This is a genomic window from Paenibacillus mangrovi (assembly GCF_022898935.1).
Classification (GTDB): Bacteria; Bacillota; Bacilli; order Paenibacillales; family Paenibacillaceae; genus Paenibacillus_AQ; species Paenibacillus_AQ mangrovi.
In genome coordinates this window covers 65,929-91,087 of record NZ_JALIRP010000015.1, presented here as the reverse complement: position 1 = coordinate 91,087, position 25,159 = coordinate 65,929, and the positions used below count along the sequence as shown (strand labels likewise).

Sequence of the window (25,159 nt, the reverse complement as noted above, 5' to 3'; positions counted from 1 at the left end):
CAAAGATAGTATACGGAGGGATTGCGATATGTTCACCGATTTTAAAATTATAGAAGGCCGGCCGCTTACGGTGCAGGTTAAAGAATATTTGAAGCAGTGGATTACTAAAGGCAAGGGCAGGGTTGACCAGAAGCTGCCATCGACACGGGAGCTGAGCACCATGCTGGGTATCAGCCGCAATACGCTGGTAACTGTGTATTCGGAGCTTGAGGAGGAAGGGTTCATCTATACGGTTCATTCCAAGGGGAGCTTCGTTTCCAAGGTAGGAATCGCCTCCGTTCCGTCATGGTCGATGGATTGGGAGAAGCGCCTGAATACAACGGCCAAACAGGCGGTCGATTATGATCTGATGAAGCGTGATTTGCGCGGGGAAAAAGGAATGATCAACTTCGCCAGCATCGCGCCGGATGAGAAGCTGTTCGACCTTGCCAACGTGAAGCGTGCATTTCTGGACCGCATGTCGCTGGAAGGCGAAATTCTGCTGAATTATGGCTATGCCAAAGGCTACAAGCCCTTGATTCAATATTTAACAGGTTATATGGAAGCCAAAGGCGTGGATATGGAAGGCAAGGATATTCTGATCACGAATGGTTTTACCGAAGCCTACGACATCATTTTATCTTCACTTGAGGTTCCGCAAAAGCACATCCTATGCGAGAATCCCACCCATCATACAGCGATTAAAATTTCACGATTGCACGGTTATGAAATTACCGGAATTTCGATGGACCAGGACGGGGTCCGTCTGGATGCTTTCGAGCAGGCGTTGAAGGAGCAGGAGTTTGGTCTCGCCTATCTTACGCCTTCATACCACAATCCTACCGGCATCGTCATGTCCGCAGAGAAACGGGTTGAGGTGTTGCGCCTTCTTGCCGAACACCGGATACCATTAATCGAAGACGGCTTTAACGAGGAGCTTCGCTATTCCGGTTCGCATATGGCCCCGCTGGCGGCTTTTGGAGGAGAAGGCAACAGCATCATTTATCTCGGTAGCTTCTCCAAAATTTTATTTCCCGGCATCCGAATCGGCTGGATTGCTGCGGACCGTGAACTGATCGATGCGCTGGTCAGCGTAAAGCGCGCACGCAATATTCACACATCAACGCTGGATCAAGCGGTGCTGTATCAATACTTCCACAATGGAAACTTCGAGAAATACCTGAAGCGCGCGAAGTCGGAGTACAAACGTAAGCATGAGCTGGCGCACCAGTATTGCAGTGAATACATCCCGTATAAGCGTCTAACCGGCTCGGGAGGGCTGCATTTGTTTATTGAGCTGGATGACGTATGCAATGCACGGGAAATTTTAGCTGACTGCTATAAGCAGGGCGTGGTATACACAGCAGGGGATGTCTTTTTTACCGATGGCGGTGGCGCCAACACGCTCCGGCTTGGTTTTTCTCGGGTGAGCGACGATGAACTCTTGCAGGGTATTCAGATTATCGGCAGAGCGGTCAAAAAAAGAATGGAGGCAAGACAATGAAGATGAAGGTAGGCGTAGTCATGGGAGGGATCTCCTCTGAACGTGAGGTTTCGCTTGCGACCGGCAAAGAAATGATTGCCAATCTGGATGGGAACAAATATGAAGTGATACCTATGGATATCAAGCATAAACAGGATTTGCTGGAGCAGGCAAAAGGGATTGACATCGCTCTGCTTGCACTTCACGGCAGCTTTGGCGAGGACGGGACGATCCAAGGGACGCTCGAAACGATGGGGATTCCTTATACGGGATGTTCACTGCTATCAAGCAGTCTGTGCATGGATAAGGATCTGAGCAAACGGCTGCTCCGTTACGAAGGACTTCATACACCGGATTGGGCGGTATTGCGAAGTATGGATGATCTCCGAGATGGCAAAACCGTTTCTTCTCTCGGATATCCTCTCGTCGTAAAACCGAATGCGGGCGGCTCAAGTATCGGGGTTACGCTCGTCAGAAACGAAGAGCAGCTGCTTGAAGCGGTTCAAACCGCTTTTTCCTTCGGCGAGGAGGTTCTGATCGAAGAGTACATCCACGGCGAGGAGATCACCTGCAGCATACTGAACGGAGAACATCTTCCTATTATTTCGATTAAACCGGGTGCGGAGTTTTTTGACTATACCTCGAAATATGAACCGGGAGAGAGCGACGAACAGATTATTACCTTTGAAAAAGAGACCATGGAGCGCATTCTTCAGGCCGCGGAGAAAAGCTATAAGGCAATGAAATGCTCTGTTTATGCCCGCATCGATATGATGCTGAAGGATGACATACCTTATATTCTCGAAGTGAACACGCTGCCGGGTATGACCCGAACCAGCTTGCTCCCGCGCAGCGCCCAGGCGGCAGGGATTTCGTTTTCCGGACTTCTGGATACGATCATTGAAGGTTCGATTGCCGTGCGGAAAGGCTGAAAGATGTATATTAAAAAGAGGATCTCTTCAGGGAAGAAGTCCTCTTTTTTGTGATATATAAGTGCTAAATCCTTTGTTTTAGTATCCGAGCTCATCGGCAATCAGGCCTGCCAATACTTTGGCTCCCTCAGGTTTGAGATGGACGCCGTCCGCCTCAAAGTAAGATTTGCCGCTGCTTGCGGCATGCCAGTCGACTAGGGTGGTGTTTGGGTATGCGTCTGCTGCCTTTTTAAGGGACGAATTGACGACTCTTTCCCAGTTGCGCGGCACTCTGGTGTTGACCAGCACGACTTTGCGTACATCCTGCAGGGAATCCAGAAGTTTGTTCAGCTGCTTGCTATTGAAAGCACCATTGGTTCCTAGCTCAATCACCACTTGGTCGCCAAGTTTGCCTTCCGATCTGAGGCTTGCGATCAGGTCTGGAGCTTCCCACATTTGTCTGCCGATTTTACCGTCAATGACGGCTCCCGGAATCATTTCTTGCAAATAAGGCTCTGCATCCAGCATGACCGAATCGCCTATAGCGGTGACAGGTACAGGGTTTTTCCCGGCTTTGGATGTATCGGATGCTTCAGACTGATTCTGATTATCCAAGGCTTCCGGATTATGGTTCTGGTTTGAATGATCTTCCTGCTGCTGTGCCTTGTTGGTATCATCGGGCTTAGTATTTTGCGGTGACTGCTGATCAGGCATTTCCTTTTCTGAAGGAGACTGTACCGACGATTCAGGTTCTCCTGAGACATCTTCATGATTCAAGGGCGTCTCGGGTGCAGACACCTTCGTCGCCTCCTGCTGGATTGAAGCATTCACCGGCGCATGCATGAAGCCTGTGCATGATACCACAACCAGCACCATTACGGATGCAAAAGTAATCCAGCCCTTAAGCGGAACTAGGGATAGTTTTATTTGACCTCTCCGGAATTTGTTCCACAATCTGCCGATCAAACCGCCTCGAATCGGTTCCTCTATGTATTTATAGGATAGGGAGGCCAGGATCACGCTGACTACAGATTGCAGAATTGCCCGCAATACATTTGGATCGGAATTCGTTTTGGTCGTAAGTATAATAACAGGGTAATGCCATATGTAGATACTGTAAGAGCGCATTCCGAGCCATCGCAGCGGCTTTATGCCGAGCAGTTTTCCTACCAGGCTGGCCGGGTGAGCGGCTGAAGCTATGATCATCGCAGCGAAGACTGACAGGAGCAGGAAACCGCCAGGATACAAGAAAGAATCATATTCATTAGTCGTCCATACCATGATGAACACGGACACAAGGCCGATGACACCGACAGCGTTTAGCGCAAGACGCGTTTGAAGCGAAGCTTTTACGGATAGCTTGCGGCTAGGCCAAATAATGGCTAATGCTGCTCCGATCAGCAGAGAAAAGGCCCGTGTATCGGTTCCGTAATAAACACGGCTCGGATCCGTATTCGGATCATAGATCATAAGCATCATAAACACGGACACTGCTGCGAGTGTAAGAGTGTACAGGAAAACGGGGCCGCGCCGCTTTAGTAGTTTCAAGGCCAGTATCAGAATGAGAGGCCACAGCAGATAGAACTGCTCCTCTACCGACAGGGACCACAAATGGCCAAAGGGAGAAGCCGGTCCAAACTTTTCGAAATAGGAGACCTGATGAAAGATCAGATACCAGTTGTTCACATAAAAGATGGATGAAATGACATCACCGCGCAGGACGGACATTAACGAGGGGTTAAATAATGTCACCCAGGCAACAACCACCGCCATCATGAACAGCATTGCCGGTAGCAGCCTTCTGAAGCGACGGATCCAAAATGCTTTAAGGTCGATGGTCTGGTTGCGGCTCCATTCCGCGGCTAACAAATCTGTAATCAGATAACCGGATAATACGAAAAAGATACTAACACCTAATAGGCCTCCAGGAGCCCAGTCTACATTCAAATGATATAAAACGACAAAAAATACGGCCAGCGTCCGCAGTCCGTCGAGTCCCGGCATATAACGCTTATGGGAGTTAAGTTGATTAGACATATGGACAAACCCCGCCTTCCGTGCGGGTTAGGTTTTGTAAGGTACCGACTATGTATGTGGATATCCTCATTTCTCTTTTTTTCATTTTCTTAATGCCTCCGTGCTAGATGAGATTCTATGAAGTGGTTCACAGGTACTAACTTTATCATAAGGGGTTTCGATTAAGGTTACAAAATGTTTGCTTTCATTTCACATTTTGGTCATTATAAAGACAAATGCCAATAATTACATGCGAGGGGAGAAACGGTAGGGATGGAAATCAAGAAATTTAGCGAATTTTCGACTGCAGAGCTTACCGCATTGTGGAATGAAGGATTTAAAGGATATGCGATGGATATGACGATGAGCGTGGATGCATTTGTGAAAAGGAATTCCGATAATCAGCTGTCCATGGAAGCCTCGATTGCCCTCTGCGACAACGGCAAACCGGTTGGTTTCGTCATGAGTGGCTTTCGGACGGTCGACGGGCGTCTAACCGCTTGGAACGGCGGCACAGGCATTATCCCCGAATATAGAGGCAAAGGTCACGGCAAGGAGCTGATTGGCGCGGCGCTAGACTTGTATAACGAAAAGGGAGCGGAAATTGCCCTGCTGGAGGCGCTTAGCGAGAATGAGCCCGCGATCAAGCTATATTCCAAGATGGGATATCAGCTCATCGATCAACTGAGATTTTATGAGCAGAAGGAAGGCTTGCGTCCGGATGTTTTTGCTGGCGATGCGGCTTCTTCATATCAGTTTCGCTTCGGTATCCCGCAGGATATCCAACGTCTGAACATTCCTGTAGGGAACATGCCATGGCAGACGCAATGGGAAAATATCGTGAATGGTGAATCGGTCATTGCGCTGGATGCTCAAGGACAAGTTGTTGGGTTTGCTCTTTTTAAAAGAGTATTTGATTCTTGCGGAGAGCACAGCTCAACAGCATTGTACCAGTGCCGGACTGTTAAAGCTACGGAAGAAGAGGTTGACGTCTTGTTAAAAGCGTTGCTGACACAAGTGTATGCGCCTCTCGATAAAAAAGTAGTGCGGCGGACCATAAATCTTCCTTTATCCGAGCAGGTGCTCGTACGGATCTTGGAGGAAGCGGGTTTTACGCCGTGGATTAACCAGGTACATATGAAATACATGTTGAACGATTAACATAAAAATCTGGTAAATACACTAAAAATAGTATAAACTTATCTTAATTATATGAAGGGCGGTGCTTCCATTGGTATAAACGGTGTGAACTACATAGACAACTGAATAGTTCAAATACCTGATCCCATGGAGGAACCGAAGATGGAAGAATATCAATATATTACAGAACAGCTGGATCGATTGTTGACCGACTATATTCGTAATGACAGGGCAGCTGCAGGCATGGCGGTTGGCATCGTGTATAACCAACAGCCAATCTATGCGAAAGGCTTTGGGGTGAAGAACAAAGAAACAGGAGAGCCTGTTGACGGCAATACCCTGTTCCATATGGCTTCAATATCCAAAACATATGTGGCAACGGCAGTCATGCAGTTGGTCGAACAGGGAAAGGTTTTGCTGGATGAAAAGGTCACCACATATTTGCCGTATTTCACAATGCAGGATGAGCGGTACTGTGACATCACGGTAAAACATCTACTTAGCCATACGTCAGGCATGCCTGACGAGGACGATTATGAGTGGGACCGCCCGCAATTTGATGAGGGGGCGCTTGAGCGTTATGTCCGCAGCATCTCGGATCGTGAGCTATTGTGGGATCCGGGGTTCGGGAAATATGAATACAGCAATATTGGATTTGAGATCCTGGGAGATTTGATTGCCAAAGCCTCCGGCGTTTCGTTTGAACAGTACATGCAGGAGCATATCCTGAACGCACTTCGGATGGACAGCAGCAGCTATTCCAAGCCGGATGTCGATGAGGGGCTGCTGGCGACACCGCATGTTATGGGCATGAGCTCGTCTTTTGGCGCTAAGGTAAGCAGCATCTATCCTTACAATCGAAGCCATGGGCCAAGCTCCACCTTGCTGACAAGCGCAGCTGAATCCTGCCGGTATGCGATGGCTTACTTGAACCGGGGCTGTTTGGACGAAGCACGGATTCTGCAAGAGTCGAGTGTCGATAAGGTATGGCAAGCAATCACCCCGGCCGATGATTTTGGCTACTACCGTAAAGTGGGACTGAGCTGGTTCATGGGGCAATATAAAGGCTTTGAAGCCAAGGCCCATGGCGGTTCGGATACCGGCTTCCGCTCCAATCTGGTTATCCTGCCCGAGAAGGGAATGGCGGTCACCATCATGTTCAATACGGATTATCTGGGTCTTCATTCCGTCAATAATGCAATACTCGATGTGCTTCTTGGCGAGAAGGTAGACATGATTCCCCGTTCATTAACGATGCATGTGGCCGGAATCTTGGCTGATGAAGGTGAAGAGGCGGCGGTGCAGGCCCATATATCCGGGACTGATGATCGTGCCGCACAGGGATTTGTATCCGCTGATACTGATTTCAGCTACCGCTTCATTGCGCAGAGACTTCTTGACAACGGTGAGCCCGAGAACGCAATTAAAGTACTGGAATTAGCCGTAAGGATTGATCCGGATGCGGAAGAGCTTCGGTTGATGCTGGATCAATTGGCTGAACAAACGCTTAAACCATAAGATGAAAATATTGGCATAAGCAAAAGCCATGGATGCATCATTGTCCATGGCTTTCTTGTCCCCGCGTTGATGGAGGAAAGAAGATTCAATGAAAGAAGGTACCGAAAATGGAACTGTATTTTAAAGATAATTTCTTCAACGCCGGCTATTCGGAAATTGTGAATGCATTGAATGAGCCTGCAGGGAGTTTGGATCTAAAAAGCGTATTTGGGTCATCCTTGGATGTCCACAATGCGGATGGGTCTCTTGTTTGCAGCGGGAAATTCCGGATGATCTCGAATAAATGGGAGATCACGGACACAGAAGGCCGTATTCTGGGTGTCTTAAAACACCGGCTAAGCTTTTTATCGAAGAAATTTGTGTATGAAACGGAAGGGAGAGGTGCTTATGAAATTTTTTCACCAGCCTTCTCTAAAGAGTACTCCATAACGAATGAATACGGAAACGCGGTAGCCAGATTCGATAAAATCAATGGATGGTTCGAATCCGGCGCATTTTGCCTGCGAAACGAGTCAGAAAGCTTGGATAGCTATGAATTGATCGCTGTTATAATGGGCGTGCATGAAACGAATAAACGGGAAGCGAATGCCCACCATGCGAGCATGACATAATTTATTTTTCATAACGAAAAAAAACTTCAATGGAAAGGTATGGACTTCTGACGCTTGTCTTGCGGTCTTCCGCCTGTTATGATATGTGCGTATTGAAATCGGTTACAAATGACTTATACCATATTAGGGGGAAGCTTCATGGCGAACACAAGTATCATTCTGCGTGTTGAACTTAATCATGAGAAAGCCACCTTCGGTGATGTGGCAGCCGCGATCAGCAAATCAGGGGGAGATATCACATCCATCGACGTGATCAGACCTGGCAAGGACTTTTCTGTCAGAGATATCACCGTTGAAGTGGCGGACACGGAAGAGAATAAGGTGGTCGAATCGCTTAGACAGCAGGAAGGCATCAAACTGATCAACGTTTCGGACCGGACCTTCCTCGTTCATTTGGGCGGTAAAATCAAGATTCAACCTACATTGCCGATTAAAAACAGAGATGATTTGTCCCGCGTCTATACTCCTGGTGTTGCCAAAGTATGTACAGCCATTCATGAAAATCCGGAAAAAGCCTATTCGCTGACCATCAAGCGCAATACTGTTGCCGTTGTCAGTGATGGTACTGCGGTACTGGGGCTTGGAGACATTGGGCCCTATGCTGCAGCACCCGTGATGGAAGGAAAAGCAATGCTGTTTAAGCAGCTTGCTGACGTGGATGCTTTTCCAATCTGTCTGGACACCCAGGATACGGAGGAGCTGATCCGGACCATCAAGGCGATGAGTCCGATTTTCGGTGGTATTAACCTCGAGGATATCAGCTCGCCGCGCTGCTTTGAAATTGAGCGAAGACTGACGGAGGAGCTGGAAATTCCGGTATTTCATGATGACCAGCATGGTACGGCCGTTGTCGTGATCGCTGGCCTACTGAATGCACTCAAAGTCGTGAACAAGCGCATTGAAAATATCCGTGTCGTTGTGAACGGAATTGGTGCGGCAGGCGTATCCATCTGCAAAATGCTGCTCAGTGCCGGAGTGACCCACCTCGTTCCGGTAGACCGTGAAGGCGCGATCGTCCACGGAGGAAATTATCCGCATCATCCGATGTGGCAGTGGCTTGCAGATCAGCCGCAGGTTGAGGCCACGGAGGGGGCGCTTAAAGACGTGATCAAGGGCGCGGATGTATTTATTGGCGTGTCCCGCGGTAATCTGCTGAACGGTGAAGATATCCGTAGCATGGGTCCTGATCCGATCGTATTCGCGATGGCGAATCCGGTGCCGGAAGTTTCTCCTGAAGAGGCGATTCCGCATGCGAGAGTCTATGCGACCGGACGAAGCGACTACCCGAACCAGATCAACAATGTTCTCGTATTTCCGGGATTGTTCCGTGGTGCCTTGGACTGTAGAGCCCGCTGTATCAATGAACCAATGAAGCTGGCTGCCGCTCGCGCCATCGCATCCGTGGTATCTGGCGGCGAATTGAACGAGCTCTATATCATTCCGAGCATATTTAATGAGCAGGTTGTGGTTGAGGTGCGTAAAGCCGTTGTACAGGCTGCCATCCTAACTGGTGTTGCCCGGAGAATTCCTAAGGATTTCCGTTAAAGTTATTTTGTGTATGAAAAAGGACCTCAATCCCACCTGACAGTGGGTTTTGAGGTCCTTTCGCTTCATATTTGGGATGTTCCCTTTCCATGCGAACGGTTTTCGCACAGCCCCAGCATTATGGAAGAAGCAGCGCCTTGGGATCAATCGGAGGAACAAGTCCTTCGTCAGCCGCACGGGTGAGCAGGGAGGTAATCGCAGCATAACCATCATCCCCCAGATTAGCGGTAAAGCTGTTCACATATAAATTGATGTGGGCATCAGCCACCTTAGGATCCATCTCCTGTGCATGGCTGAGCACATATACACGTGATTCTTCAGGATGGGCCCAAGCATACTCCACGGAAGCACGAGCCCAGCTTGAGATGGCTTTCAAATCAAGAGAGCGTTTCGCAATGATGGCACCCAGCGGAATAGGGAGACCGGTGTCCTGCTCCCACCAGTTTCCAAGGTCTGTCATCAGCGAGAGGCCGTAATCGGGATATGTAAATCTAGCTTCGTGGATGACAAGCCCGGCATCGATCTGACCGTCTTGAACAGCTGGCATGATCTGGTCAAATGGCATGACTACGATCTCTCCAATCCCGCCTGGAACATTCTGGGCAGCCCATAACCGGAACAACAGATAAGCCGTTGACCGTTCACTAGGAACCGCGACACGGAGACCGGACAATGCGGCAGGATCCTTCGGAGCATGTTCTCCGCCTGCAGCAAGGACGAGTGGACCGCAGCCCCGGCCTAATGCACCGCCGCAAGGCAGGAGCGCATAGCGGTCAAGCACCCATGGCAAAGCCGCATAGGAGATTTTAAGAACGTCATAGCCGCTGTCATCCTGAGCAGCCAAATGGTTGGTAATATCGATATCTGCATAAGTCACGTCCAGCTCCGGTGCACCTGGAATCAAGCCATGCGCCCAGGCATGAAATACGAACGTGTCGTTGGGGCAAGGGGAAAACGCAATTTTCATTCTGTAAAAACCCTCCTTAAAATGGTTCCTGCTGCTTCAAGTGCAGCAAAAGCCTCTTTCATCCGCCATGCTAAGCGGTCTCTGGGTCCAACTGCGTTGGAAATGGTGCGGAGCTCCAGAACAGGCAAATTCCACAGCTTGGCTGCGGTTGCGACACCAAAGCCTTCCATGCCTTCGGCAGCTGCATCGCTGATCCTAGTGGTCAAAGCTTCTGTTTTTTCCGCCGAGCCCGTACCTGTCGTAACAGTCAGAATGGAGCCGCGGTTTACGTGTATCCCTGCGGACTGCATCGCATCTATAATGGCATCAACCAAGCCGGATTCTGGCAGAATCACGGAGCTGCCAAAACCAAGCTCGTCCACGCTGAGAAATCCACCGGGAGTTTCAGCTCCTAAATCAGCGGCAATAATCCGGTCTGCAACAACCGTGGAGCCGATATCTGCCTTGCCGGGGAAGCCACCGCCAATGCCTGCGCTGATCACAAGAATATATTCGCCTGCAGCGAGCTCCATCGCGGTTCGTGCCGCCGCCGATGCGGGGCCGAAACCTGCTAGCTTCACATCAAACCGCTCCGAGTCACCGAGCCCTCTGAGAACGGCCTGCTGCTCAGCTTCAACAGCCGTCATCACCAGCACGCGTCCCGCCGGAAGGTTATTCCGAACCGGCTTACTACTGATCTGTAATTGATCTATGTCTGATCTCATGCATAACCGTCCTCTCTTGATCCTTATAAATAATCTATGCTGCTCATTTCCCGGGTAGGTAAGGCCATAATATAACCTTATCTTGATCGGTGCATCATGTAAAGTGGAGCAGCTAATCAAGCCGAATGTGGATCATAAATTATTTACATTTAATGCAAGCCAAGATTGACTCTTATTGCCGAAAGATGCTTGGATGTAAAGGGATTGAACTATTTTTATAAATTCATTCATTTCCAAGCGCTGTAAGCTCGTATATAATGACACATGGCGTTATGCTGGGCGATATATTAGAATAGATAGGTCTACACTATAAAGTAATCATACAGAACAGAACAATCCTCAATAATGAAGTTGAAAGCGAGAAGGAACCCTAATGTTGACTTTTGAAAATTTATGTTTACGAAATGAACCTCTTGCCAATCATTCCTCTTATCAAATCGGAGGGAAGGCGAACTTTTTTGCAATGCCGGAGACGGTGGAGGAGCTGCTGACGCTGCTTCAGGGCTGCAGAACACATGGACTGGATTATTTTATCTGCGGCATGGGCTCGAATTTGCTCTTTCCGGATAATCCGCGGGAGGACACTCTCTATATTTCCTTGAAAAAATTTGTATACTGGGACATTCAGCCGTCCAAATGGTTTATCTCTTCGGGAACACCGATGTCCATGCTGGGAATCAGCGGGCTCCTGTTCAACATTCCCGGCTATGAGTTTACGTATCTGCTTCCCGGAGGTTTGGGAGCGGGGATTTACATGAACGCGAAGTACAATCACCATCAGATCAGCGATATTATTAAAACGGTGTATTACGTGGATTTGTCGGATCCGTCCCTGTCTATGCAATCGATAGACGTTTCCCAGTGTAAGTACGGCTACAAGCAATCGATCTTCCAGATGAATCCTTGGCTCGTGCTGGGCGCTGATATGCTAGCGGTTCCCGATGTGGAGCAGATTGCCGCAGGCAATGAGCTATTGGCTCGATGGAAAGGGAAAGAAGGGATGTCGACACTGCAATCCTTTTATTCATACATGGCGGAGGAGGCCTCAGCTTTGACGAAGCAGGGGCTCAGCATACCGTCCGAAATGAGTGATATAGCTAATTATCGTAATGGTAAGCGCCATTTCGAGTACCCTTCCTGCGGCTCGGTATTCAAAAACAATTATGATTACGGCGTGCCTGTCGGTGCGCTTGTTGACCGATTGAATTTGAAAGGCAAGGAATATGGCGGAGCCATGATTTCTCCGTATCACGGAAATATGATCATCAACCATAATCATGCCACTGCCGAGGAAATCAAGTATCTGATGAACACGATTATTGAAGGCGTAAATACGGCGTTTGGTTTTGAACCAGAGCCGGAGGTTGTCGTGGTGGAATAATACCGGCTGAATCAGCAGCTGGCTGTACAATAAGAAACCTTTCCGAACATGGAAGGGTTTCTTTTTTTTGACTGGGGTAAACTATCCAAAGAACTTTAATGCAAAGTATTGCAACTGAGAAGGTTGGAATATATAATAAAAAAGTAAGTAAATAAAATATTGGAGGTAACTATACAAATGACAAAAGAATTTATGTCTGCAATTAAAGAAAGACGTACCATATATGGAATTAGTAAGGATGTAGCTGTTTCCGATGAAAAAATCATGGAAATCGTAAACGAAGCTGTTAAACATACACCTTCCTCGTTCAACTCTCAGAGCGCTCGTGTTGTCGTACTTTTGGGCGAACAACATGATAAACTGTGGAACCTTACGGAACAAACATTGAAAGCTATTGTTCCAGCCGAAAACTTTGCGCCAACAGCTGATAAAATGGCTGCTTTCCGTAGCGGCTACGGTACTGTATTGTTCTTCGAAGACAATGCTGTTATCGAAGGTCTCCAATCTCAATTCGAATCGTACAAAGATAATTTCCCAATATGGTCCCTGCAATCTTCCGGTATGCTTCAACTGGTGATCTGGACAGCACTGGAAGCTGAAGGTCTGGGTGCGAGTCTGCAGCACTACAACCCATTGATCGACCAAAAAGTAGCTAGTGAATGGAACTTGCCTGCAAGCTGGAAACTAATGGCTCAAATGCCGTTTGGTAAAGTCGTGGCACCTGCTGGTGAGAAACAATTTCAACCGCTAGAAGATCGCGTTAAAGTTTTCAATTAAGCTAATAACGCCAAAGAAGGCATGAAAAGGACGGTACCCGGGTAGTCATTTTGACTAATTTCGGATACCGTCTTTTTTAGGTATTTTATGAAGGATTCAGGAGGAGGACTTGGATCGCGAAGCATTCAACTGCCGGATCTGTTCTTCTAAGATCCCACTTGCTTTGCCAATAAAATGGTTAATAAGCTCCAGCTCATCTTCCGAATAGGAAGAGGCGAGCTCGATCATAGACTGATGAAGAGGGCGGTACGTATTGCCTACCTCCTCTTTATATTCGTATTCAGGCACTAGGATGACTCTTCGGCGGTCGTTAGGGTCGCTCTGCCGGCGGACATAGCCGACTTTTTCAAGACGGTCGATTAAGGCGGTAACACTGCCTGTAGCAAGTCCTGTAAGCTTAGATAGTTCTCCGGCGGTGATCGGGCCGGTTTCACGCAGGATATCTACTGATTTCAGATCATTGTTATATAATCCGAGCGAGGCGGCTACATTCTGCTGGTACAAAACGGTCCGGGTTCCCAGACCTCGCATTAGCGAAACAAGGCGTTCTTGTTGATCTGCTGGATCTTGTGAATGGCTTGACAAAAGACGGACCTCCTTTTAAAATCTCAATATCTTGATGATCAAGATATTTGATGAACGAGGTAATGAATCAACTTCATTCTACCCGAAATCATAAATCATTTGCAAAAAGGAGCTTATATCGATGAATGCTTCAAAAAGCAACATCAAGCTGGTTGTGGCAGGCCTATTGCTTGCCATATTCATGTCAGCTATTGACAATACGATTGTCGCCACGGCAATGGGAACGATTGTATCCGATCTTGGCGGAATGGACAAGTTTGTCTGGGTGACATCAGCTTATATGGTTACTACGATGGCCGGCATGCCGATCTTTGGTAAGCTGTCGGATATGTACGGCAGAAAGAGATTTTTTATTTTCGGTTTAACGGTGTTTCTGCTTGGTTCAGCGCTGTGCGGTTTTGCCCAGTCAATTGAACAGCTCAGCATTTACCGTGCCATTCAGGGAATTGGCGGAGGCGCGCTAATGCCAATCGCCTTCACGATTATCTTCGACATTTTCCCTCCAGAGAAAAGAGGGAAGATGACGGGGCTTCTCGGCGCGGTATTTGGTGCGGCAAGCGTCGTCGGACCGCTGCTTGGCGCTTATATTACAGACTATTTTGGCTGGGAATGGGTATTTTATATCAACGTGCCGATCGGTATCGTGTCCTTTGCGTTGATTATGAAGAATTATAAAGAGTCGCCTGTCCATACGAAGCAGAAGATTGACTGGTGGGGCGCTTCGACGCTCGTGATCGCCGTCATCAGCTTGATGTTCGCGCTGGAGCTCGGTGGCAAGCAGTATGCTTGGAACTCAGCGCCGATTATTTCGCTGTTTGTCAGCTTTGCGGTCTTTTTCATCGTGTTTTTCTTCGTGGAGCTGCGGGCCAAGGAGCCAATCCTGCCGTTCTTCCTGTTCAAGCGCCGTCTGTTTGCTTCATCACAAATTTTAGCGTTCCTGTACGGTGGTACGTTTATTATATTGACCGTGTATATTCCCATTTTCGTTCAAGCGGTATACGGGGGCTCGGCGACCAATGCCGGACTCATCCTGACGCCGATGATGCTGGGATCTGTTGTAGGCAGCTCCATCGGGGGGATATTCGCTTCCAAAACCAGCTACCGCAATCTGATGATCATTTCGGTTATTTCTTATTTCTCCGGAATGTTCTTGCTCAGCACGCTTACTCCCGACTCAGCGCGTATTTTGCTTACGCTGTATATGATTCTCGTAGGCTTTGGCATGGGCTTCTCGTTCTCGCTGCTGCCGACAGCTTCTCAGCATAACCTGGAGCCGCGATTCAGGGGAACAGCCAATTCCACCAATCAATTCCTCCGCTCACTGGGGATGACGATGGGGATTACGATTTTTGGCACAATCCAGAACAACGTATTTACCAGTAAGCTAGCAGAGAACTTTAGCAGCATGGGAGGAAACGCGAATTCGGCGATGTCCAATCTGGGCGATCCTAAACAAATTTTTGAGCCCAGCGTACGCGCTAGCATTCCAGAGGATATCCTCAGCAAAATTGTCGATGCAATGTCCAGTTCGATTACACATATTTTCCTTATTGCGCTGATTCCGATCCTGATCGCTGTTATATTTGTCTTCATGATGGGGAACGCGCGGGTTACGATTGCGAAAAAACAAAATAATTCAGAAGCATAAGCATTTTAAGGACGCCCGGTATTCCGGGCGTTTTTTTGTGAATTTCCGGGGCCCCCGCAAAGTACCTGAATCAGCTTCGAAGCTAAGTCCCCACTTTGTGGGGTTATTTAGTGCTGTTTTCAGTGTGTATATCCGTGGTGGATAGACACATAATAGGCAAGATACAGCAAATACAATGAATGAAAGAAGGGCTAACGTTGAGTGAATCACTTAATTCGATTACGGAATGGCTGGATAAGCATATCCAGAAAACGATTTTGATCCGCAAAGAGGAGCAGGGTGATCTGGACGAGACCCGAGTGATGCTTGAAGGCACAGAATATAAAGAAAGGGTACCTTCGATTGACGACTATGCGGAGGGCAACTCCCTTATTCTGCACGGTTCAGGAAGTGTTCTAAATAAGATGGGAGACTTTCCGCTGCCTACAAATTCATTCCAGATCTATGTGGATGGGTTAACCGAATGCCATATTGAAGAGCAGCATGTGTCGATGAAAACAGACCGTGCAAAATATGAAATTTCAGAAATATCATGAATTTTAATTATTTAAAATTTGTCATATGGCCAAGAACGTGGTAAAGTATTTATTGACCTTATGACTGGATTTGTTTTGTGGTCATGCATACCGAGTATGCTGTCTGATGGGAGGGGAAAAACATAGGAACGGTGGATCGAAGAAAACAAGTACTTGAAGCAGCATCAAGGTCTTTTGCACTGTTTGGCTATAAGGCTACGACGATGGAGCAGGTAGCCAAGATCGCCAATGTGGGGAAAGGAACCATTTATACGTTTTTTGATACGAAGGAACAGTTATTCGATGAAATTTTGTATGGAGTTATTTCCGAGATGAAAGCCATCGTCCTACGGGAAGTTGACCATAACAAAAGCTTTTTTGACAATTTGTTCCGCGTATTGGATTCTCTTCTGGAATTCCGCAGTGAGCACGAACTCCTCACGAAACTGTCCCAGGAAGTAAGGGACGTTGGAACACCTCAATCCCAGGAAGCGATGAACCGGGTAGAAAGCGTCATTTTAACCTATATCGAAAAAAAAATCGGGCATGCCATAGCGCAGAATGAGCTGCGTGAGTGCGATCCCGGCATTGTTTCTTTTCTGATGGTGAAAATGTACGTTGCACTGACATCCGAATGGAATAAGAACCATAAACCCCTGACGAAAGATCAAATCAAAGAGCATATCCGCCTCTTTTTGGAGGATGGACTCGCTGTGCACGCATAATTCCGCATGGAAGAATTCACATTGAACAAACCACCAAAACCAAGCGTAAACAAGCGGATCAGCTTCGAAATGGTGTAAAATTCGGAGCTACTTCCGCTCGCGTATGTATGACCAAATGAGGAAACCAGTCAGAGATGTTGAGAAAGCATCTAACAACTAAGAAAAGGGGGACTACCACTTATATGAAGGCTTTATCCGTGTTTTTCAAAGATTTAGGTGCAGCATTGAAGAACCCAAAAGTGCTGATCCCCGTGATCGCCGTCATTTTCATTCCGATTATGTACAGCGGTGTTTATCTGGCAGCCTTTTGGGATCCGTACGGTCATTTGGACCAATTGCCTGTCGCTGTAGTAAATAAGGATATCGGTGCAGAGCTTGAAGGCGAGAAGCTGCACGTTGGTTCGGATTTGGTCGATGAGCTGAAGAAGAACAAAGATTTTGACTGGGAATTTGTTAGTGATAAGGATGCGGACAAGGGAATGAAAGACAACCACTATTATATGAAAATTACCATTCCCGAAAATTTCTCTAGTCAGGCGACAACGCTGATGGACGATAAGCCTCAGCCCGCAACCATCACGTATGAGCCAAATGGTGATTACAACTTTATCGCTTCGCAAATCGGGACTTCAGCGATGCAAGAAATTCAAGCGACGATAGCGAACAAAGTAACCGAGTCTTATGCTGATGTTCTACTGGACGGTTTTACCGATGCATCTAAAGGCCTGGCAGAAGCAGGTGATGGTGCGAGTAAAATTCATGACGGCGGCTCCCAATTGGATGACGGCGCCGTTAAGTTGAAGGAGAACCTGAACAAACTCGCTAATGGCACATTGGATGCCAAAAATGGAGCAGCGCCACTTGCCAAAGGTGCAGGAGATCTGAACAAAGGCGCAGGACAGCTGAGCCAAGGCACTAGCCAGTTATCGAGTGGTCTGGATCAGCTGAATACAGCGGAAGGCCAGCTGTTAACTGGCGCACAGCAAGCTCAGCAGGGCGGAAAGCAGCTTCAAACCGGACTCCAGAGCTCACTGGACGGTGCCAAGAAGCTCGATACAGGTCTTCAGGGCTCCGAGCAGGGGGCCAGCAAGCTGGAGGCAGGCTTGAAGTCCTCCGAGCAGGGTAGCGCTGATTTGGCTTCGGGCCTCAAATCTTCGCTGGATGGAACTGCACAAGTATCCGAAGGAGCCAAAGGTGTTGCTGATGGTCTGCAGCAGCTGGCACAGTCCAGTCCTGAGCTCGCTCAGAATCCTCAGTTCCAGAAACTGATGGCAGCGAGCCAGTCTGTAGCGGAAGGAAGCGCCAAGGTAGCTGCAGGACAGCAAAAGCTGTCTGATGGAGCTGATTCCTTGCATGGCGCACAGCAGCAGCTGCTTGAAGGTGCGTCAGCACTTCACAGCGGGCAGCAGCAGCTTATTGAAGGCAGCGGTCAGCTTGTGCATGGCCAAGAGCAGCTCGTTCAAGGGGCAACGAAGCTAAATGATGGACAGTCCGCATTGACTGCCGGACTGACGACTTTCGGCGAGAAGCTGAATGAGGCAGCCGGCGGCAGTAAAGCGCTGGTTACGGGCTCGCAGCAGTTATTGTCAGGGACCTCCCAGTTGGAAGGCGGAGCTAGCCAGCTGACAGGGGGACTAACGGCGCTCGCAGACGGCTCGCAGCAGCTGAATAACGGTGCGGGTGATCTCGAGAAGGGCATTTCGGAGCTGAATGACGGTTCGAAAGAGCTGTCAACCAAACTGAATGATGCAGCAGACCAAACCTCCGAGCTGAAGAAAACCGATGATTTGGTTAAAATGTTCGCCAAACCGGTCGATTCCAAGGAGAATGAGTCCCGTAAAGTTCCAAACTACGGTACGGGCTTAACGCCATATTTCATGTCTCTCGGATTGTTCGTCGGAGCACTGATTTCGACGATCGTCATCTCGGTCAGAGGAACAACGGTAGAAGGAGCCTCTGGTTTCAGCCGCTTTGTCAGCCGTTCGCTCTCATTCGGGGGCATGAGTTTATTGCAATCCGTTGTGGCCGCAGCGATTGTTTTGCTCGGATTGGGCCTTGAGGTCCAAAGTGTGCCTCTATTCTTCCTATTCACCTTCATCACTAGCTTGGCATTCATGTTTATCGTGCAGGCGACTGTTACTTGGCTTGATAATCCTGGACGGTTCCTCATGATTATATTGCTTATTCTTCAGCTGACGACCAGTGCAGGTACATTCCCGCTGGAACTGATTCCGGATTGGCTTAAGCCGTTTAATCCGTGGCTGCCAATGTCGCATAGCGTTATTGGCTATAAAGCGATCATTTCAAGCGGAGATTTCGATCTGGTGTGGAAGCAGGCAGGTATTTTGATCATTGACGCTTTGATCTTCCTTTCATTGACGCTCGTATACTTCTTAACACGCGGCAAGAAGAAAGAGACGAACGCACATCCTGCTGAAGCCGTATAAAGATTTTTTAAGTCCTGATCCTTAGCCGGATCAGGACTTTTTTCGAATATCAGGGTATAATAGAGAGATCAGACAGGAATGAGGGATTAGATGATTACCATTAAGACCAAATCACAGATTGAACAGATGAAAGAAGCCGGTGCGATCCTCGCAGCATGCCACCGGGAAATTAAAAAGATGATCGTTCCCGGCATCACAACCATAGAAATTGACCGATTTGCCGAGCAGTTTATTCGCAAGAACGGAGCAACTCCGGAACAGAAGGGATATAACGGATTTCCTTATGCGACCTGCACATCGGTGAACGATGTTATTTGTCATGGTTTCCCGGGGAAAACAGTGCTTAAGGACGGCGACATCATTACAGTGGATATGGTCGTTAACCTGAATGGCTGGCTTGCAGACTCCGCCTGGTCTTACACTGTAGGCAATGTTTCGGAGCAAGCGCAGCATCTGCTGGACGTGACAAAAGAATCCTTGTACAAAGGAATCGAGAAGGCGGTCATCGGCAACCGGATCGGAGATATCTCCCACGAGATCCAGGTCTATGCCGAGGCGGAAGGATTCTCTGTGGTTCGTGAATTTATTGGCCATGGGATTGGCAGAGATATGCATGAGGAGCCGCAGGTTCCGCATTATGGTCCACCGAATGTAGGGCCACGCCTCAAAGAAGGTATGGTTATCACCATCGAGCCTATGCTGAATACAGGAACCTATCGAAGCAAAATGGATAGTGACGGTTGGACAGCCAGAACCATGGACGGCGGCCTGTCTGCACAATATGAGCATACAATTGCCATTACGGCGAATGGTCCGGAAATTCTGACGATGCAATAAAACACTCAAGAGAGGACGCTTTGGGCGCCTCTCTTTTTTGATTATTTCACCTCGTTCATCAGCATGAGCAGAAAAACAAATCACCCGCTCCATCGATAGTGTGTTGGCATCAGCTTATATGATGGTTTATTTCATCCAAAATTATGTAAATAGCCGATATTGATATCGGTGGATTATGGATAATTGCATTTTTACATATAAAAAATACAACACCTGAAAAATTCACAATAGAAAATCATTGTATCCATACCTAGCAACTATCAGTGATCAAGCAGCCAACCACGTACTTATTTTGTAAAAATAGCGGTCTCATATCCAGAGCATAACAGTCAAGAACAAATTCTTGACCAAAAGAAAACCGCCCTAATGAAAAGGCGGCAAATTGAACTCCCATCATTTCCGTTTATTTATGGGTTTTACATGGAATCTTAACACAGTTTTCAACTTTGACGGTTCAGTCTTGCGGGGATCAGACAAATAAATTTCCCGATGAATTTTACTTGCACGGATAAAGCCATGTTCTGCACAGTATGCTTCCATTCGTGCGAAGCTTTCAGGTTCATCATCAAAACTACCAAGATGCATCATTTGACAATTCAAACCATCTTCGAGATATTCAAAGCGAACTCTGTCAAGGTACGGATTTGACCTTTTCTGCTTCGTCTGCCCCAAAAACCGTTCGAACCCCTCTACTGTCAAAAAGTCAGGTTGGCGTATCATGAGGGTGTACTTAAAATTGCTTTTGTCTGTTGAGGGCTTTGAGTAATCAATCAAGTCCCATACCCCCTCAAGAGGGAAAACCGTATACTCATAGTATCCAACGGGTACATTTTCACTTTTGTAGGACATTCTCACAGCATAACTCATGCTGTACAAAGCTTCTGTTGCCTTGGCGAATTCCTCGCCATTAGGATCTCCAGATCCACTGACGATAAAAAATGGCATCCTCGGCACTTCCACAATTTCAGGATGTGTTTTTGCCATATAGAGCTGCTTAAAATCTTTTTTATAATCTACCTTTTTACCCAAAGCCAACATCTCCTTATGTACAATTCAAATATCAACAACATAGTTTAAAATATCCAACGAAAAAGGGCAGTGCCATATGAATCAGCACTGCCTGTAGTCAAAAACAACGATTATTCCTTATTCAAAAGCTCTTCACCGGCAATTCCCGGGTTGGTCATCTGATATGGGTCCAGAATAATATTCAATTCTTCTTCCGTCAATACATTATAAAGAAGACATAGTTCGCGGACTGGTTTGCCTGTCGTGATGGCTTCACGTGCGATTCTCGATACGACTTCATAACCGAGATGCGGATTAAGCGCAGTAATGATGCCAACGCTGTTCTCAACATATTCCCGGCACCGTTCAACATTCGCCTGAATACCCTCTACGCAATGCTCACGGAATACCCGGAAGCCATTATTCATAATTTCAAGGGATTGCAGCAGGTTGTATACCAGAACTGGTTCCATTACATTCAGTTCAAGCTGGCCTGCTTCAGATGCAAGGCAGATGGTATGGTCATTACCGATAACCTGGAATGCAATCTGGTTAATAACCTCTGCCATGACCGGATTGACCTTACCTGGCATAATGGAAGATCCCGGTTGTCTTGAAGGCAACGTCAGCTCGCCAAGACCTGCTCTTGGTCCGGAGGCCATCAAGCGAATATCGTTTGCAACCTTGGACATGTTCATCATGCAAATTTTGAGTGCCGCCGAAACTTCGGTGTAAGCATCGGTATTTTGCGTTGCGTCGACCAGATGCTCGGCTGGTTTAATCGGAAAGCCGCTAAGTTCAGCAAGCACTTCGGCTACATGCTCAATGTAGCGCACATCGGCGTTAAGGCCTGTACCTACGGCCGTGGCACCCATGTTAATGTGCAGCAGATTTTTTTTGGTTGCGCGAAGACGCTCAATGTCACGATCTAGTACACGTGCATAAGCCTGGAATTCTTGTCCCAAACGAATCGGAACCGCATCCTGAAGATGGGTACGGCCCATCTTAATGACCGAATCAAATTCTTCGGATTTATTCTGGAAGGCTTTACGAAGATCGCCCATGGTTACAAGGAGTTTTTCGATCATCGTTAATGTAGCCAAGTGAACCGCTGACGGGAATGAATCGTTGGTGGATTGGGCCATGTTCACATGATTGTTAGGGCTGATGTCGGCGTAGCTACCTTTTTCTTTGCCGATCAGCTCGAGTGCGCGGTTCGCAATGACCTCATTCGTGTTCATATTAATAGAAGTACCTGCTCCGCCTTGAATCGGATCAACTATGAACTGATCGAACCATTTACCGTTAATGATCTCATCGGCGGCTTGGACGATCGCATCACCTTTAGAAGGGAGCAGCCTTTTAATTTCCATATTGGCGATTGCAGCGCCTTTTTTGACCATGGCCATAGCCCGGATCAGTTCCGGATGAATCCTCTGGCCGGTAATCGGAAAGTTTTCCGCTGCACGCATCGTTTGTATTCCGTAGTAAGCTTCTTCTGGAACTTCTTTCGTGCCGAGAAAGTCTTTTTCTAATCTCATGAATACATTCCTCCGAGTTTTGTGAACTGGAAATTAGAGTAAGATGATAACGCTTTATTTCATCTGACCCGCTATCATTATACGGTTAAAAGTTGGGAACCGCTAGTCCTATGTCATTATAGAATGAAAAAAAGGCGGATTTGTCTACAGGTGGAATACAGTTGTACGGCTGGGAACGAAACAATTCCAAGCGGACGGGCATGAAGACGGAATTTTTAGGAGGGGGAAAAAGGAGAAGAAGAAAGGTCCGCCGCAGCCGGCGAACCTTGTGTACTTATACTAAATTGAGTTGGGTACTTGGACGTCTGGATTCACATCTGCCTCGTAGTCCACACCATCGGTTTCAAAACCAAAGAGCTGGAAGAATTCACGACGGTATCCTTCGAGATCGGTCAGCTCATAAATATTGTCTGTCGTCACGCTGTCCCACAGCTTAACAACTTCAGCCTGGACATCTTCTCGAAGCTCCCAATCATCAATACGGATCCGTCCGGATTCGTCTACAGGAGTTTCTCCGTCCGTATAGAGACGGTCTAAGAACAAACGATAGGTCTGCTCGATGCATCCCTCATGAATGCCTTTTTCCTTCATAATTTTGTACAAGGATGAGATATAAAGAGGGACAACCGGAATCGCGGAGCTGGACTGGGTTACGAGCCCCTTGCTCACAACCACATAGGCCCGTCCCCCTGTGGATTTCAGCTGTTCATTCATTTTCAGGGCAGTCGCTTCAAGATGGTCCTTGGCACGGCCAATGGATCCTTCACGGTATACCGCTTGTGTAATCTCGGAACCTATGTAGGAGAAGGAGATTGTAGTGACATTATCAGTGAGTACCTCAGCTTCGCGAAGTGCCTTGATCCAATCTTCCCAGTCATCGCCACCCATTACAGCTACGGTGTCTTGAATTTCTTTTTCCGTAGCAGGCTCGAGCGTGATCTCGGTTACTTCACCCGTATGGAAGTTTACTGTTTTATTCGAATAAGGTTTGCCGATTGGCTTCAGTACGGAATTGTATGCTTCTCCAGTTTCCGCATCGGTTTTGCGGGCGGAAGCCACGCTGTAGATGACCAGATCTACTTTGCCGATCTTTTCCTTGATCAGTTGAACCGTTTTTTCTTTCGTTTCCTTGGCGAATGCATCACCGGTAACGCTAAAGGATTTAAGGCCAGCATCTTGTGCAGCCTGCTCAAAAGCAGCGGAATTGTACCAGCCTGCGGATGCCGTACGTTTCTCAGAGCCACTGCTTGGACGATATACGCCTACGGTGTTGGCATGTGCTCCAAAAGCTGCTGTAATTCTCGCCGCCAGTCCATATCCCGTGGAAGCGCCGATCACAAGCACGTTCTTCGGACCCTGAATTTCCGGCTTGGACTGCACATAATCAATTTGCTCCTGAACCTGTGCTGCGCAGCCTGCAGGATGCGAGGTGGTGCAGATGAATCCGCGTGTTCTCGGTTTAATAATCATATTTTACATTTCCTCTCTTCCAAAAAGAATACATATTGAGACAATCAGAGTTACTACATCCTATTGTATCAATTTTTTGAAAAACGACAAACCGTTACAATAAAGGTAGGAATACATTAAAGTAAATAACCCAAGTGTTTTTGATTACGAAACCTCAGTAGATTTCTTTCGTCCGTACATACGGTACAATACGATTCCAAACAGCATGCCGATAAAGGACATAACGGAGATTGTCAGATACATTGTTTTGCCTCCGAATGCCTGATACAGTGCACCTCCGGCAAAGGAGGCCAGTATACCGGATACGCCGAAGAATAGCAAAGCAAGTACGGTTTGGCCAGTCGCTCTCCATTCCACCGGAACGATGCTGTACAAATACTGGATCGCAGCCGTGTAAAATACCGGGAACGTGAAGATCTGCAGAAGCTGGATATACGCCAGCCAGTTCGGATCGGTAATCCACGCAGAAATGAAGAAACGGATAAAATAGAACGCTCCGGCGATGGAAATGATCGCGAGCTCTTTGTTCTTTCGCAACCACCAGAAGCTTAAGGAGAAGACAAGGATTTCGCTTCCAGCTGCCAGGAACCATGCCAGACCGAGCAGATCGGGCTTGCCTCCCAGGTCTTTAATATATAGACCCAAGAAGGTGTCGTTCATTCTTGCCGGAACGGAACAGATGAACACGAGCGCAAGAAATAGCAGAGTCTCCTTATTGCTCAGGAAGTTCTTCAGGCTCTTCATGGTGACCGGCTTGCCCGATACCGGGGCATCCGGCATAAAGTAGGTTACAATCAGGCTGACAATGCCAAGTCCGGCAAAGGTATACCCCAGGCTGTGGGCACCGAATTCAGTCATGAGATATCCGGCGATCAAGGACATAACCGCATATCCCAAGGCCCCAAACGTACGTAGTGATCCATAACTGATACCTGCGGACTCAGCTACCCGGAAGTTCAGGCTTTCCGTAAGCGGATCGACCGGCATAAGAAAGAAATACGTCAGCATAACAAACACAATAATCAAGGCATCGCTCTTCGTGTTGTACAGCAAATAACCTGTAATCGTAGTGAAAAATACAAGGATCAGGAGCACTTTACGGATAGTCCGCGTACGGTCGCTGATCATTCCCCATAGAGGCTGTGCTATCAGCGTAATAAATCCACCGATACCGATGATGGTGCCGATTTGCGTCTCGCTGAGCCCTTGTTCACTAAAATACAGCGGCAGGAACGGGATGAACATGGATAGAAGCGCAAAGAAAAGAAAATTAAAAGCTTTGACAGTTACAGAAGATCTCATTGATTTTTTCAAACCCTTCCAAGATGAGTAAAAATAGCAGTTCTGCTAT

At 47.6% G+C, this 25,159-nt stretch carries 21 protein-coding genes; 13 read left to right on the top strand and 8 right to left on the bottom strand.

The genetic code is table 11. The annotated features are described in order from the left end of the window. Window positions 1-28: 28 nt before the first annotated feature. Together MUG84_RS24575 and MUG84_RS24570 are read left to right on the top strand one after the other, a co-directional pair. Window positions 29-1,483 carry an aminotransferase-like domain-containing protein gene (locus tag MUG84_RS24575; protein ID WP_244730295.1) on the top strand — a complete coding sequence of 485 codons (1,455 nt, stop codon included), beginning with the start codon at window positions 29-31 and terminating at the stop codon, window positions 1,481-1,483. A gap of 2 nt (window positions 1,484-1,485) precedes the next feature. Then, window positions 1,486-2,394: a D-alanine--D-alanine ligase gene (locus tag MUG84_RS24570; RefSeq protein ID WP_244730336.1), complete on the top strand. Its 909-nt coding sequence runs from the start codon at window positions 1,486-1,488 to the stop codon at window positions 2,392-2,394. Between the two features lie 78 nt (window positions 2,395-2,472). On the opposite strand, the gene MUG84_RS24565 is transcribed toward MUG84_RS24570, so the two are convergent. Further along, window positions 2,473-4,410, bottom strand: a complete 1,938-nt coding sequence (locus MUG84_RS24565; protein WP_244730294.1) for an acyltransferase family protein — start codon at window positions 4,408-4,410, stop codon at window positions 2,473-2,475. A gap of 252 nt (window positions 4,411-4,662) precedes the next feature. Here MUG84_RS24565 and MUG84_RS24560 point away from each other — a divergent pair, with 252 nt between their 5' ends. The 4 genes from MUG84_RS24560 to MUG84_RS24545 all read left to right on the top strand — a co-directional run bounded on the left by MUG84_RS24560 (window position 4,663) and on the right by MUG84_RS24545 (window position 9,203). After that, window positions 4,663-5,550 (top strand): GNAT family N-acetyltransferase, encoded by an 888-nt coding sequence (locus tag MUG84_RS24560; protein WP_244730292.1) that lies wholly within the window; start codon window positions 4,663-4,665, stop codon window positions 5,548-5,550. A gap of 141 nt (window positions 5,551-5,691) precedes the next feature. Next, complete coding sequence (locus tag MUG84_RS24555; protein WP_244730290.1) at window positions 5,692-7,047, top strand: serine hydrolase; 1,356 nt, start codon at window positions 5,692-5,694, stop codon at window positions 7,045-7,047. A 107-nt stretch (window positions 7,048-7,154) separates the two neighbouring features. Next, the gene (locus tag MUG84_RS24550; protein ID WP_244730288.1) at window positions 7,155-7,658 is read left to right on the top strand and encodes an LURP-one-related/scramblase family protein; all 504 of its coding nucleotides are present in this window, start codon (window positions 7,155-7,157) and stop codon (window positions 7,656-7,658) included. 138 nt (window positions 7,659-7,796) lie between these two features. Then, window positions 7,797-9,203 carry an NAD-dependent malic enzyme gene (locus MUG84_RS24545; protein WP_244730287.1) on the top strand — a complete coding sequence of 469 codons (1,407 nt, stop codon included), beginning with the start codon at window positions 7,797-7,799 and terminating at the stop codon, window positions 9,201-9,203. A gap of 118 nt (window positions 9,204-9,321) precedes the next feature. On the opposite strand, the gene MUG84_RS24540 is transcribed toward MUG84_RS24545, so the two are convergent. Both MUG84_RS24540 and MUG84_RS24535 read right to left on the bottom strand, forming a co-directional pair. Next, window positions 9,322-10,170 carry a 1,4-dihydroxy-6-naphtoate synthase gene (locus tag MUG84_RS24540; RefSeq protein WP_244730286.1) on the bottom strand — a complete coding sequence of 283 codons (849 nt, stop codon included), beginning with the start codon at window positions 10,168-10,170 and terminating at the stop codon, window positions 9,322-9,324. Then, window positions 10,167-10,796, bottom strand: coding sequence for a futalosine hydrolase (locus MUG84_RS24535; protein ID WP_244730333.1), 630 nt, complete (start codon window positions 10,794-10,796; stop codon window positions 10,167-10,169). The genes MUG84_RS24540 and MUG84_RS24535 overlap by 4 nt, the downstream gene beginning before the upstream one ends. A gap of 451 nt (window positions 10,797-11,247) precedes the next feature. On the opposite strand from MUG84_RS24535, the gene MUG84_RS24530 reads away from it, so the two are divergent. Both MUG84_RS24530 and MUG84_RS24525 read left to right on the top strand, forming a co-directional pair. Continuing rightward, on the top strand, window positions 11,248-12,255 hold the full coding sequence (locus MUG84_RS24530) for a UDP-N-acetylmuramate dehydrogenase (RefSeq protein ID WP_244730285.1): 1,008 nt from the start codon (window positions 11,248-11,250) through the stop codon (window positions 12,253-12,255). 177 nt (window positions 12,256-12,432) lie between these two features. Beyond that, on the top strand, window positions 12,433-13,032 hold the full coding sequence (locus MUG84_RS24525; protein ID WP_244730283.1) for a nitroreductase family protein: 600 nt from the start codon (window positions 12,433-12,435) through the stop codon (window positions 13,030-13,032). 96 nt (window positions 13,033-13,128) lie between these two features. Here the strand turns inward: MUG84_RS24525 and MUG84_RS24520 are convergent, their stop codons facing one another. Further along, a complete protein-coding gene (locus MUG84_RS24520) occupies window positions 13,129-13,563 on the bottom strand; it encodes a MarR family winged helix-turn-helix transcriptional regulator (RefSeq protein ID WP_244730330.1) in 435 nt (144 codons plus the stop codon). A 175-nt stretch (window positions 13,564-13,738) separates the two neighbouring features. On the opposite strand from MUG84_RS24520, the gene MUG84_RS24515 reads away from it, so the two are divergent. The 5 genes from MUG84_RS24515 (at window position 13,739) to map (ending at window position 19,789) form a co-directional block, all read left to right on the top strand. Continuing rightward, on the top strand, window positions 13,739-15,265 hold the full coding sequence (locus MUG84_RS24515; RefSeq protein ID WP_244730281.1) for an MDR family MFS transporter: 1,527 nt from the start codon (window positions 13,739-13,741) through the stop codon (window positions 15,263-15,265). Between the two features lie 197 nt (window positions 15,266-15,462). Then, complete coding sequence (gene ymzB / locus MUG84_RS24510) at window positions 15,463-15,801, top strand: protein YmzB (RefSeq protein ID WP_244730278.1); 339 nt, start codon at window positions 15,463-15,465, stop codon at window positions 15,799-15,801. Window positions 15,802-15,923: 122 nt separating this feature from the next. After that, complete coding sequence (locus tag MUG84_RS24505; RefSeq protein ID WP_244730327.1) at window positions 15,924-16,505, top strand: TetR/AcrR family transcriptional regulator; 582 nt, start codon at window positions 15,924-15,926, stop codon at window positions 16,503-16,505. A 182-nt stretch (window positions 16,506-16,687) separates the two neighbouring features. Then, window positions 16,688-18,952 (top strand): YhgE/Pip family protein, encoded by a 2,265-nt coding sequence (locus tag MUG84_RS24500; RefSeq protein WP_244730276.1) that lies wholly within the window; start codon window positions 16,688-16,690, stop codon window positions 18,950-18,952. A 90-nt stretch (window positions 18,953-19,042) separates the two neighbouring features. Next, the gene (gene map, locus MUG84_RS24495; RefSeq protein WP_244730275.1) at window positions 19,043-19,789 is read left to right on the top strand and encodes a type I methionyl aminopeptidase; all 747 of its coding nucleotides are present in this window, start codon (window positions 19,043-19,045) and stop codon (window positions 19,787-19,789) included. A gap of 393 nt (window positions 19,790-20,182) precedes the next feature. On the opposite strand, the gene MUG84_RS24490 is transcribed toward map, so the two are convergent. From MUG84_RS24490 to MUG84_RS24475, 4 genes are all read right to left on the bottom strand, one after another. Next, window positions 20,183-20,818, bottom strand: coding sequence for a GyrI-like domain-containing protein (locus MUG84_RS24490; protein ID WP_244730273.1), 636 nt, complete (start codon window positions 20,816-20,818; stop codon window positions 20,183-20,185). Window positions 20,819-20,928: 110 nt separating this feature from the next. Beyond that, a complete protein-coding gene (gene aspA / locus MUG84_RS24485) occupies window positions 20,929-22,338 on the bottom strand; it encodes an aspartate ammonia-lyase (RefSeq protein WP_244730271.1) in 1,410 nt (469 codons plus the stop codon). Between the two features lie 279 nt (window positions 22,339-22,617). After that, a complete protein-coding gene (gene fabV / locus MUG84_RS24480; RefSeq protein ID WP_244730269.1) occupies window positions 22,618-23,808 on the bottom strand; it encodes an enoyl-ACP reductase FabV in 1,191 nt (396 codons plus the stop codon). Between the two features lie 144 nt (window positions 23,809-23,952). Next, complete coding sequence (locus MUG84_RS24475) at window positions 23,953-25,110, bottom strand: MFS transporter (RefSeq protein ID WP_244730267.1); 1,158 nt, start codon at window positions 25,108-25,110, stop codon at window positions 23,953-23,955. Window positions 25,111-25,159: the final 49 nt, after the last annotated feature.